This window comes from Hwanghaeella sp. 1Z406 (genome assembly GCF_048892425.1).
Lineage (GTDB): Bacteria > Pseudomonadota > Alphaproteobacteria > UBA8366 > Aestuariispiraceae > Pacificispira.
The window spans coordinates 108,296-119,774 of the sequence record NZ_JBLZHU010000003.1; the positions used below are offsets into that span (position 1 = coordinate 108,296).

Below are 11,479 nucleotides of genomic sequence, written 5' to 3' on the forward strand. Positions count from 1 at the left end.
GAACGTAAGGTGAGGACGATGACCGATACGGTATCGATTACCCTTTGGGCAACCAATCTAGGGCAAACTTTGAACGGGCCTCAGGACTGGCTGGACGCATTGGACACCGTTGCGACCGAAGCCAAGGCCGCAGGCAGCGACCTGCTGGTCGCGCCGGAATATGTTTCCGAACAATGGCTGACCTATTGTGGGCCCGATATCGACGTCACCAAGGAACCAGCCGCAATGGCGGAAGCCGCCAAGGCGATTATTCCCGGCGTTCAGGCCCTGGCGAACAAGCATAAACTGGACATTATGGCTGGGTCCTGGCCGGTTGCTGATGGAAAGGGGGGTTACAATAACGGTGCGCATCTGTTCACCGTGGGCGGTACCACCCCCTTCGTTCAGCGCAAAATGTGCATGACCCCGCCAGAGAAAGCCCCTGATAGCTGGGGCATCGTGCCCGCCAAGCAGATGCAGGTATTTGAGTGGAACGGTCTGCGGTGCGCCATCATCATCTGTCTGGATATCGAATTGCCGATCCTGTCATCCATGTTGGCACAGGCCGCGCCGGATCTGGACCTGATCATCTGCCCGTCGATGACGGAGAAAATGTCCGGCTATTCGCGTGTATTCAGCTGCGCCAAAGCGCGGGCAGTCGAATTGTTCACCACGGTTGCCGTGGTCGGCTGCATTGGTGCAACGCCGCTGGGGGAAGGACGCAAGAACGTCTCTGGTGCGGCTGTGTACCAGCCTTGTGAGGCGGAATTGGGCTTCACCGGCCGCTTTGCAGAGATCGGCCCCTTCCACGAGGCTGAAAAGGGGGATCCGCTGGGCCCGCGCCTGCATGCCAAGGACATTCCCATCGGCATCGTGCGCAAGCTGCGCGCGACCCAACCGGAAGTCTGGCCTGGCGCCTGGACAGGCGAGGGTGTGAGTATTTCTGTAACCGGCGCAAAGCCCGCGTTGAAGAAATCCGCTTAGGCTTTGACCCCTTAGATAGAGACGTTTCGCCGCGTCCCCTGCTTTCAGTCTTTTCGAAGCGCATTCGGCACGTTACATAGGAATTATGACAACACTAGCAATCATAATGATGGTCGTCGCCATGCTGGTCACGGTGGGGATCTTGTTCGTCGGGATCATTGGCATGGCCCGGGGTGGCGAATTTAACCAGAAATGGGGCAATCGCCTAATGCGATACCGCATCGTCGCGCAATTCATCGCGCTGGTGATGTTTGGTATCTCGATCATGCTTCTGCGTGCTGGCGGCGGTTGATCCCCGATGGTGACGCTGTCAAAGATCTATACACGGGGCGGTGATTCTGGACAAACGTCGCTGGGTGATGGATCGCGGCGCGACAAGCACGACCTGCGGGTTGAGGCCTATGGCACCGTAGACGAGGCGAATGCGACCATCGGGCTGGTGCGTCAGCACACGACAGGCCCCGTCGATGCCTTGTTAAGCCGCGTGCAGAATGATCTGTTCGATCTGGGGGCGGATTTATGCACACCGGAAGGCGAAGGACGCCGCCAAGAGGCCTTGCGCATTCAGGCCAGCCAGGTCAAGGCACTGGAAGATGCCATCGACGCCTATAACGAGCCACTGGAAACCCTGAAAAGCTTCATCCTGCCCGGTGGTACGCCTGCGGCTGCCTATTGCCATCTGGCGCGCACCGTGACGCGGCGCGCCGAACGTCTGGTCGTTGCCCTGGCGGGGGTAGAGGCCGTCAATGCCGAAGCGGTGAAATACCTGAACCGCCTGTCTGATCTTTTGTTTGTCCTGGGTCGACACGAGAATGACGGCGGCAAGGCCGACATTCTGTGGGTCCCCGGCGCGAACCGATAAGGGCCGACCGGTATGGCGGCCGCCGATACATGGGTCTATTACTGTCAAATCCTGCTGATCATGCTGTTGACCCTGTGCTGTGTGGCCGGGTTTGTCCTGCAATTCTATGCGTGGCGTCATCTGAAACCGGGCATTCCGCGTTTCGGTCATAAGGATGCCATGTTCCGGAAAAAGGACCAGTATTATGAGCCAGAGGGACTGAAATACATCGATTGGCAGAAAAAGATCATGCATGTCATGTTCGTGCTTTTCGCTGGCCTGATCATCTTGATTGAATGGTCAGCCCCCTAAAAATGATCCTGGAAGCGCTGGAATATCTGACCACCCCCTGTCCAAAATGGGTGCGGGATATGGGCTATCTGCGCGAGGCTATTGCCATCCGGCACCGCGCGCGCCGCTGTCATGCGGACTGGGCGCAGCATCAGACTAATACGAAGGATGCCATTCTCTCCGCAGTCCGTGCCTATGGGCATTTGCCAGACATCACCATCCTTGGTGCCGGCCTGTGCCTGGACGTCCCAGTGCAGGATTTATCGCCCCTGACTGACCGGCTGACCCTGGTGGATGCGGTGCGGTTAAGAGGTGTCCGCCTGCCCCGGAATGCGCGCTATCTGTGTCAGGATATCGAAGGCAGCGCCGCTGCCCTATATGCTGGAACGCCCCCCGAACGGCCACTGGCTGATTTTCAGGGACCAGGTCTGCTTATCTCGGTCAACCTGCTGTCCCAATTGCCGTTGATCCCCACCCGGTGGAGCGATGATCCCCTGCTGGGTCATAGAATTCTGCAGCGTCATGTTCAGTCTCTGCGCGATCACACAGGCCCCGCCTTACTGATCGCCGATGCCATGCGATGGACCTTGGATTCAAAGGGGGCCGTACTATCACAAGAGAATATCGCGCGGCAGGCCGGATTGCCGCCCCCGGATCAATCCTGGCGCTGGCCTATCATCCCGGCCCATGAAGCGGGAAAGGGCCCCCAAATTCATTCAGATGTTGGTGTCTGGCATCTATAACTCTTCAGAACGAGACTTGGTTCGTTTTTCTTTTTCGCGCTTCAAATCCCGCATCTGCCAGAAATAGAAGGCAAGCGCGCCGCCGAAGACTAGGCCCCCTTCCAGCAGAACCATGGTCAGACCGTTCATTGCGTTACTCCCAGAAAATGAGAGGCCGGGTTAAGACGCTGCATTGTCATGTTCAGCACGAAAGCAAAACTGACCCAGGCCAGATAGGGCACCAACAGCCACCCTGCCAGGGGATCTATTGGCAGATAGAGGGCAATCATCGCAACGATGCTGAGCCATAAGGCGCCCATATCAACCAGCGCGAGGCCAAGGCGGCGCATCCCGAAAAACAACGCAGACCATGCGGCATTCAGCACCATATTCAGCACAAACACGGCAACGGGCAGTGTTTCCGCACCAGGTTCTGCCACCATCCAGGCCCGCCAGGCTGAAACAGCAATCATGATATACAATACCAGCCAAACCGGCCCGAACAGGTATCCGGGCGGTCGCCAGGATGGCTTCTTCAAATCCTGATACCAGGCACCGGCGCGGAAAATTCCGCCGCTGGCCGCCGCTGTGAAGCAGATTGCAATGAAAATCAGAATTGTCCAGTCGAGTGCGATGACGCCCTCCTAACCGGCCTTTCCCACATCCATCATTACCGATGTCTGCAGGCGCTGGGCCGGATTGTTTGCGGAACGTGCCTGGCGGTCACGCTGTTCCATTTCCAGGAACAACTGCAATATATGCCCCGCTGGCGCATCCAGTACATCCGCCATACGTTGCCTGCGGCGACTTGGCAACCGTCCCGCCTCTGCCTCTGTTGCGGCACGCACCAGAAATTCGGTTTGCACAAGCGCCGGGTCGTGGAAACCTCTGGCCAACAGCGGTGCCTCTAATGTCGCGCTCAGCACCAATCCCAGTTTACGCCGTGTCGTAACAACGGCCCGATCACTGACAGAGTCATGATTGTTGCGCGCCACCACACGCCCTATTGCAGCATAGAGTTTGCGGGCCGCATTGATCGCGGGACGACAGGCCAGCGGCAATTCTGCAACCCCAGTTCCAGACCGCTGGTACAGGGTCTCCGCTGCGGCCAGGAGCCTTGCAATGACCTGGCCCAATTCCGGGCTGTGTCGGGGATCTGCCAGGAAGGCATCCGGGTCTAACCCAACCTCTCTCAACCAGGACTGGGGCAAATACAGTCGCCCTTCCCGCGCATCCTCCCCCACATCGCGGGCGATATTGGTCAATTGCATCGCGACCCCCAGATCACAGGCTCTCGCCAAAGTGTCTGCCGCGCGGTTGCCCATCAACAGGGTCATAATTGCCCCAACCGCCCCCGCGACCCGCGCGCCATAGCCATAGAGATCATCCAGTGTCTCATAGCGACGGCCTTCGACATCCCATTGGAAACCATCCAGCAGAGCCTCAAACAGGTCCTTGGGCACGCCATAATCCCGCACCGTATCCGCCAAGGCCCGATCCGCCGCAATACCTTCTGGATAACCGCCATAGACGGCATCCAGCCGCTGACGCAGACGCTGCAAGCCTCTGGCAGGATTGGTTTCCAGATCAACTTCGTCATCTGCCAATCGACAGAAAGCATACACTGCATAGGACGGCACCCGCATTGCCTGGGGCAGCAACAGCGACGCCGCATAAAAGGATTTTGATCCCGTCTTGATCAGGGCACGACATGCGGCCTGATCTGCTGAGTCGGAGAACCGACGGTTAGACGCGGGCATCGGCATGGGGCACCACCTGATCCAACACACGGGCAGACGTCAAAACGCCGGGAATGCCAGCGCCCGGATGGGTGCTGGCCCCGACGAGATACAGCCCGTCTATTTGTTCACTGATATTGTTCGGGCGGAACCAGGCGCTCTGCCAGATAACCGGTTCCATGCCAAATCCTGCACCACGATAGGAGAGTAACCGCGTTTGGAAATCCAGCGGCGTCATCATACGCGACGAGATGATGTGATCGCCCAGCCCCGGCAATACCGTTTGGGACAGATGCGCCTCAATAGCCTGGCGATAAGGTTCTGCTGTTTCAGTCCAATCGATATCTGCCTGCAAATGCGGCACGGGGGACAGGACATAGAATGTGTCACAGCCATCCGGGGCCAGGCTGGGGTCCGTCGCCGTGGGGCGGTGCAGATACAAACTGAAATCCTTCGCCAGGACTTTCCGCCCGAAGATATCCTTCAACAGACCTTCGTAGCGCGGCCCCAACAACATCATATGATGGGGCACATCCTCATACCGCTTGTTGGTTCCGAAATACCAGACGAACAGCCCATTGGAATAGCGCGCCCGTTCCAGCTTGCGGTCGGACCAGCGGTCGCGCCGCCCATTGGGCAACAGATGCTTGTAGGTCCAGGCACTGTCCGCATTTGAGACCACAATATCAGCCGAAATCCGCTCCCCCGTTTGCAGGCGCACGCCGGTGGCGCGATCTTGTTCGACGATGATTTCTGCAACATCAGCGTTGCATCGGATGCTGTTGCCTTGTCCTTCGATCAGATCGACCAGACCTTTCACCAGACTGCCTGTACCGCCCATTGCGAAATGAACACCATATTGTCGTTCCAGATGATTGATCAGGATATAGATCGCCGTAACCGTCGTCGGATTGGCCCCAATCAACAGGGGATGCAGGCTGAACACCATACGTAGTTTCGGGTCTTTGATATAGCTGGAAACCAGCCCGAAGACTGTTCGGTGACCCTTCAGCGTCAACATCTTCGGCACGACCTTGATCATGTCCAGGATTGAAGCAAAGTGCTTCATTCCCAGCTTTTCAAAACCAAATTCATAGACCTGCTTGCTGACCGCCATAAAGCGGCGATAGCCCTCTACATCGGTGGGATTAAAGCGCGCGACCTCTGCCTCCATCGCCGCGGCATCGCCGCTGTAATGGAACACGCTGCCGTCATCGAAGCGGATGTCGTAGAAAGGATTCATCGGACGCAGATCGATATGGTCGGAAAACGTCTTACCGCAGAGGTCCCAGAGTTCCTCTAGCAGAAACGGGGCGGTAATGATCGTTGGGCCCGCATCAAACCGAAACCCGTCCTGTTCAAAGACATAGGCACGGCCGCCCGGCTTATCCAATCGGTCCAGAACCGTCACTTTGTAACCCCGGGCCCCCAGCCGCACTGCTGCGGCCAAACCTCCAAAGCCACTGCCAACTACAACCGCGTGCGGTCGCTTATCGTCACGGCCATCAGGGGCACTTCCAGCACTGGGAGAGTACGGCTCTGTTCTCATTAGTTGACACTATACAATGTCAATAAATTCCGCAACGGTACAAAAAGTAAGCTTATTCCAACCTGGGAAGGAACCTCAGAAAGCACAGACAATCTTGCCGATATGCTCGCCTTTGGTCAGCCGTTTCAACGCATTGGCCAGATCGCCAAATTCAAAGGTCTGATCATCCAAAACAGGTTTTGTCTTATGCAGGGCCATTGCGGCCACCATTTCCTGCAACATGTGATGACTGCCAACCGTAACGCCCTGAAGCCGGATATTCTGGGTCACCACACGCCCCAACGGGAGGGATGCATCCGACCCTCCCAGAACACCAATCAGGCTGATTGAGCCACTGATGCGAATCGCCGACAGTGCCTTTTCCAGTGTCCCCGCGCCGCCGATATCGACGATATGATCCAGGCCGCGCCCATTGGTGATTTCCCGTGTCACACGATGCCATTCGGGGGTCTGTCGATAGTTGATCGTATGGTCTGCGCCCAGATGCGCGACCCGCTCCAGTTTCTCATCACTGGAAGAGGTCAGAATAACCTCCGCCCCCTGCATCTTGGCAAATTGCAGTGCGAACAGGGAGACGGCACCCGTGCCTTGAATCAGAACCTTATCCCCCGCCTTGACACCACCCTGGCCGACAACCGCGCTCCAGGCCGTAAGCGCCGCACAGGGCAGGGTCGCGGCCTCTTGCATCGACATATGGGGCGGGGCCTTCACTATGGCACTGGCCGGGACCGGCATTAATTCACGCATGGTCCCATCCAAGGGGCCTCCATGGGCGCCGGTATAGGTCTCTTCTGCGGGACTGCCATGCAGCCAATTGCGGCTGAATGCCGGGATGACGAAATCGCCGACGGTGAAATTCGTTACATTGGTCCCCACGGCGGCAATCACGCCCGCACCATCGCACAAGGGAATCAGCGGCGGCGTGCCCCCTTTGCGACCATAGCCTCCTTGCATCAGAATGCCATCACGCGGATTGATGGACACAGCCTCGATCCGGATCAACACCTCATCCGGCGCTGGTTCTGGATCCGACAGCGTGACCTGTTTCAGGTTTTCCAGTCCCCAGTCCTCAAGACGCATGGCTTTCATAAATCCCATTCCTTCCTGTATGCGGTTCCAGATTGACACCGTAGCGAAAATGCGGCGAATTCCCAACCACATACAAACCATACAATCCGTGGGGAGAAACAATATGGAGTTCGATTACGTCATCGTCGGTGGCGGCTCCGCAGGATGTGTTCTGGCCAATCGTTTAAGTGCGGACCCCAAGGTCACTGTGTGCCTGTTGGAGGCCGGGGGCGAAGACCGCAATCCGTGGATTCATATCCCCGCTGGTTACATCAAGACGATGGTCAATCCTTCGCTGAATTGGCTGTTTGAGACCCAACCTCACCCCAAGACCGGCAATCGCCCGATCCCGGTGCCACGCGGCAAAGTGCTGGGTGGGTCCAGCGCCATCAATGCCATGTTATATGTGCGCGGTCAGGCTCAGGACTATGATACCTGGGCCCAGATGGGCTGTCGCGGCTGGAGTTTTGAGGACGTCTTGCCCTATTTCAAACGTGCCGAACATCGTGAGCAAGGCGCTGATGCCTATCACGGTCAGGGCGGCCCGTTGAATGTGACGCTGCCAACCCAACGCTATGATATCTTAGACAAAGTGATCGCAGCCGGGGGCGCCCTGGGCTATCCAATGGATCAGGATTACAATGGGGCCGATCAGTCCGGTTTCCACTATTTTCAGGTCACCCAGAAGAACGGCACGCGATTCAGCGTCAAATCCGCCTATCTGAACCCGATCCGCAGCCAGCGGAAGAATCTGCATGTGGAAACCTATGCCTTCGCCAAATCCGTTCTGTTCGATCAGGGGCGGGCGACAGGCGTTGCCTATGAAAAGGCCAACCACGAACATGAAGTCCATGCCAGACGGGAGGTCATCCTGTGTGCCGGTGGCATCCAGTCACCACAACTGCTGGAATTGTCCGGAATTGGGCAGGGTGCGCGGTTGCAGGCGCTTGGCATCCCGGTCACCCATGATCTGCCGGGCGTCGGGGAAAACTTACAGGATCACTATATCTCGCGCCTGTCCTGGCGATTGAAAGATGCCGACAGCCTGAACCGCCTGACACGGGGTCTGCCATTGATGGGCGAACTGGCGCGGTTTCTGTTACACCGTAAAGGGGCCCTGACCATGCCTGCCGGAATTATAGTGGGCTTTGCCAAAAGCAATCCGAATATGGACCTGCCGGATATTCAGTACCACATTGCCCATGCCACCTTTGCGGACCCAAAGAAGCGCACTTTTGATAAATTCCCCGGATTGACCATAGGCCCGTGCCAATTGCGCCCGGAAAGTTATGGACATGTCCACGCGGTTTCCCCCGACTATCGCGTGGCGCCTGAAATCCAGCCAAACTTCCTGAGCAGCGAAACCGATTGTGCGGTCCATGTGGCTGGATTGAAACTGGCCCGTGACCTGGTCAAAACCGATCCGATCCGGGATAACATCGACGACGAAATCTCCCCCGGTCCCAATCTGCAAAGTGATGAAGAGCTTTTGACCCATGCCCGTACTACCGGGGCAACGCTGTATCACCCCACCTGCACCTGCCGCATGGGAACCGATCAGAAGGCGGTTGTTGATCCCAGCCTGCGCGTGCGGGGCGTAACAGCCCTGCGGGTTGTCGATGCGTCCATCATGCCCCGCCTGATCAGCGGCAACACAAATGCCCCAACAATCATGATCGCAGAAAAAGCCGCCGATATGATCATCGAAGCCAATCGCTAACCTTCTGATTTCCGGGACAAGGCTTGCAATGCCTGAAGGGCGCGATCTGCATCCGCCTGTGGCACGAAGATATGATCATGGTAATATCCGGCAACGACATTGGCCGATATGCCATGATCGGTCAGGCAGGCGGAAAAGGCCGCAGTCAGCCCCACAGCCTCCAATGCAGAATGCACAGAAAGAGTAATTCGCTGAAAACCCGCCCCACTCACCCCCTCTTGTTCCGCTTCCCTTTGGGACAGGATCAGGGTATCCCCCTCGACCTCCCGAAAGCGCATCAAGGGCGGGACCGTTGTCTGGTATTCATGGGGAACGGTCACAATGCTATACACTATTGGATCCAGAACAGGATTCATATCCGCCAACAAAAGCGCCAGGTTGCGTTCACCGCTCATCATTTTCCCTCCCTACGCCGAACCACATGCATTTCAATTTCCCCCGCCGGACGGGTTGCCAGATGGCTGATCGGCCGGACCTTCTGTGGATTTGATGTTTCGAAGTCGTACCGCCGGATCAGGCGGCTCAGTATCAGTACCGCCTCCACCGTGGCAAACGCCGCCCCGATACAAATGCGCGGCCCCAAACCAAAGGGTATATAGGCGCCGGGCGGTTGCGTCTGCTCACGATCTGGCATGAACCGGTCTGGGTCGAACCGATCTGCGGCCTCCCACAACCCTTCGTGACGATGAATGATCCAGGGCGAAATCATCACCATCGCACCGCGCGGTGTCGGCACACCCTGAATCACTGTGTCAAACAGACTGACGCGCGGGATAAATCCCAATGGTGGGTAAAGGCGCAAACTCTCCCGAAAGACATTGCGCGCCGTGGCCAATTTCTTTGTCACCGCAAAGCTGATTCCCCCCGATCCAGCGACATTCTGAACTTCGTCGCGCAAGCGCTGCACCATTTCCGGCTGCTGCGACAGGATAAAGAAGGCCCAGGTCAGGGCGCTGGCGGTTGTTTCATGTCCGGCCAGGAAGAAAACACCAACCTGATCAATAATTTCCTCCCGATCAAAACCTGTCCCTGTGACGGGGTCACGGGCGGCAATCAAATCGCCCACGATATCCGCCCGCTTCGGGGCTCCCAGCTCCATTCGCTGATCTACCAGATGCCCCAAATGGGATCGGATCACCATTGCCGCCTCTTGCGCCAGGGGTGGTTGTACCATTGACGTCCATGCTTTTCCCAAAATCAGACTTTTTAAATCGATGGTCGCGACAGAGTCCTGAAAACTGGCCCAGGCGTCAAAAAATTCAAACGCAACTGAGTTTTCCAATTTTTGTGAAAAGATTGTCCTGGTAATGATATCCGCGGTCAGGTGGCTCATTTCCCGTTCCAGTGACAGGGGTTTTCCCTTGTCAGACAGGATATCCCATCGGGCTTCAATATCGGCAACCGCCCCGACCATAGCGTCGAAGGCGCGATTGACCCGCATGTGACTGAAAGCCGGGTCGACCATTGCGCGCTGTCGGGTCCAGGTTTCCCCGGTTGATATGAACAGGCCGTCATTGATCAAAGGGGAAAGAGACCCCACCATCAGATCACTTTTCGGGAAATTCTCAACCTCTTCGATCATCACGCGACGAATGGCGGCAGGATCATTGACCAGGATTATCTTGCGCCTGGAAAATCCCAAGGGCGCAACGCTGCTGTGATAGGCCTGTTTGGGGATCAGGGCCAACAGATCCCGATCCCCCGCAACCAGGCTGCGCATCAAGGCCATGACAGGCCCGATTGGGGTTGGTGCCGGCGGTCGGTATAAATCCTTAGTCATCTTTTACAATATTCGTGCAGTTTGTTAGAGGATAAACTCCCTCCCATTTCCCATCTATCTGGAGTACGCGAAAGCGCGCGAACAATTCCTCACTAAACCAGCCCCCGGCGCGAACCGCCTGTACCGCTTCCCCATGCCATTGGCGATAGGCAAAGGCATCCATGGCGGCTTTGTTTTCCCAAATCGTGAAAGTCACCTGATGCAGCCAGGGCACTTCCCCCAAACCAATTTTGAATTGCAATTGATCCTGACTGCGGATCGCTGCACTGATATTGGGAACCTGACGCCAAAAATTGAGAATGTGGCAGGGTTTGATTGTTGCCCGTGTCAAAACAGCAACGGATTTGTTTTCCGCCTCGATAGGCTCCTCCCCCACATCAAAGGGCCGTATGCCAGCCCACTGCCCCCGGCAGCGCACTGCAGATAAATATACCGTACAGGTTTCCACTGCATGGCGGCGATACCGTTGAAACACTGGGGCTGACGCAATCTGGGTCTGCGCGTCTTCCTGCGTGGCCCACGTTGCCAGAATTCCATACACGCCAAAGTTCGGATAAGGATGAAATCCCTCCCGCGTGCCAGACCCTAAAAGTTTGTGAAACCCGATCCCCGGTACGGACTTCAGCGGATAGCGAGCAGCCAGCATCTGCGAAAAGGCCCACAGTTTGTTGGAAACCCCCTTAAACCTGAAAAAAGAAAGGGTTATTACCTGCATCGCCTCGCCGGATATGGTTGTTTCCAGGATCGTCGCACCCTTTGCAAAACCGTGCAACATGTGGCGAAATCATCTTACAGTATTGGTGTAA

Annotated in this window: 14 protein-coding genes; 6 read left to right on the plus strand and 8 right to left on the minus strand. The window is 56.7% G+C overall.

Annotation, left to right across the window (positions count from 1 at the left end; translation table 11 throughout):
- The first annotated feature begins 18 nt into the window (after positions 1-18).
- The 5 genes from ACOSDR_RS07850 to ACOSDR_RS07870 all read left to right on the plus strand — a co-directional run bounded on the left by ACOSDR_RS07850 (position 19) and on the right by ACOSDR_RS07870 (position 2,838).
- On the plus strand, positions 19-963 hold the full coding sequence (locus tag ACOSDR_RS07850) for a nitrilase-related carbon-nitrogen hydrolase (protein WP_420730885.1): 945 nt from the start codon (positions 19-21) through the stop codon (positions 961-963).
- An 85-nt stretch (positions 964-1,048) separates the two neighbouring features.
- Entirely contained in the window at positions 1,049-1,255 is a 207-nt protein-coding gene (locus tag ACOSDR_RS07855; RefSeq protein WP_420725702.1) for a twin transmembrane helix small protein, read from the plus strand.
- Between the two features lie 6 nt (positions 1,256-1,261).
- Positions 1,262-1,825, plus strand: coding sequence for a cob(I)yrinic acid a,c-diamide adenosyltransferase (locus ACOSDR_RS07860; protein WP_420730886.1), 564 nt, complete (start codon positions 1,262-1,264; stop codon positions 1,823-1,825).
- A gap of 12 nt (positions 1,826-1,837) precedes the next feature.
- Positions 1,838-2,116, plus strand: a complete 279-nt coding sequence (locus ACOSDR_RS07865; RefSeq protein ID WP_420725700.1) for a hypothetical protein — start codon at positions 1,838-1,840, stop codon at positions 2,114-2,116.
- On the plus strand, positions 2,101-2,838 hold the full coding sequence (locus ACOSDR_RS07870) for a hypothetical protein (protein WP_420730887.1): 738 nt from the start codon (positions 2,101-2,103) through the stop codon (positions 2,836-2,838). Before ACOSDR_RS07865 ends, ACOSDR_RS07870 begins: the two co-directional genes overlap by 16 nt.
- Here the strand turns inward: ACOSDR_RS07870 and ACOSDR_RS07875 are convergent.
- The 5 genes from ACOSDR_RS07875 to ACOSDR_RS07895 all read right to left on the minus strand — a co-directional run bounded on the left by ACOSDR_RS07875 (position 2,833) and on the right by ACOSDR_RS07895 (position 7,194).
- The gene (locus ACOSDR_RS07875; RefSeq protein ID WP_420725698.1) at positions 2,833-2,967 is read right to left on the minus strand and encodes a hypothetical protein; all 135 of its coding nucleotides are present in this window, start codon (positions 2,965-2,967) and stop codon (positions 2,833-2,835) included. The genes ACOSDR_RS07870 and ACOSDR_RS07875 overlap by 6 nt on opposite strands.
- A complete protein-coding gene (locus tag ACOSDR_RS07880; protein ID WP_420731060.1) occupies positions 2,964-3,452 on the minus strand; it encodes a TspO/MBR family protein in 489 nt (162 codons plus the stop codon). The genes ACOSDR_RS07875 and ACOSDR_RS07880 overlap by 4 nt, the downstream gene beginning before the upstream one ends.
- A 9-nt stretch (positions 3,453-3,461) precedes the next feature.
- The gene (locus ACOSDR_RS07885) at positions 3,462-4,583 is read right to left on the minus strand and encodes a phytoene/squalene synthase family protein (RefSeq protein ID WP_420730888.1); all 1,122 of its coding nucleotides are present in this window, start codon (positions 4,581-4,583) and stop codon (positions 3,462-3,464) included.
- Positions 4,564-6,105 carry a phytoene desaturase gene (locus tag ACOSDR_RS07890; protein ID WP_420730889.1) on the minus strand — a complete coding sequence of 514 codons (1,542 nt, stop codon included), beginning with the start codon at positions 6,103-6,105 and terminating at the stop codon, positions 4,564-4,566. Before ACOSDR_RS07890 ends, ACOSDR_RS07885 begins: the two co-directional genes overlap by 20 nt.
- 75 nt (positions 6,106-6,180) lie before the next feature.
- The gene (locus tag ACOSDR_RS07895; RefSeq protein ID WP_420730890.1) at positions 6,181-7,194 is read right to left on the minus strand and encodes a zinc-dependent alcohol dehydrogenase family protein; all 1,014 of its coding nucleotides are present in this window, start codon (positions 7,192-7,194) and stop codon (positions 6,181-6,183) included.
- Positions 7,195-7,297: 103 nt separating this feature from the next.
- Here ACOSDR_RS07895 and ACOSDR_RS07900 point away from each other — a divergent pair, with 103 nt between their 5' ends.
- Positions 7,298-8,893 carry a GMC family oxidoreductase gene (locus ACOSDR_RS07900; protein ID WP_420730891.1) on the plus strand — a complete coding sequence of 532 codons (1,596 nt, stop codon included), beginning with the start codon at positions 7,298-7,300 and terminating at the stop codon, positions 8,891-8,893.
- Here ACOSDR_RS07900 and ACOSDR_RS07905 read toward each other — a convergent pair.
- Genes ACOSDR_RS07905 through crtA form a run of 3 tightly spaced genes read right to left on the minus strand, consistent with a single transcriptional unit; the run spans position 8,890 to position 11,448 of the window.
- A complete protein-coding gene (locus tag ACOSDR_RS07905; RefSeq protein WP_420725693.1) occupies positions 8,890-9,291 on the minus strand; it encodes an ACT domain-containing protein in 402 nt (133 codons plus the stop codon). The genes ACOSDR_RS07900 and ACOSDR_RS07905 overlap by 4 nt on opposite strands.
- Positions 9,288-10,673 carry a cytochrome P450 gene (locus ACOSDR_RS07910; RefSeq protein WP_420730892.1) on the minus strand — a complete coding sequence of 462 codons (1,386 nt, stop codon included), beginning with the start codon at positions 10,671-10,673 and terminating at the stop codon, positions 9,288-9,290. Before ACOSDR_RS07910 ends, ACOSDR_RS07905 begins: the two co-directional genes overlap by 4 nt.
- Entirely contained in the window at positions 10,666-11,448 is a 783-nt protein-coding gene (gene crtA / locus ACOSDR_RS07915) for a spheroidene monooxygenase (protein WP_420730893.1), read from the minus strand. The genes ACOSDR_RS07910 and crtA overlap by 8 nt, the downstream gene beginning before the upstream one ends.
- Positions 11,449-11,479 lie beyond the last annotated feature (31 nt).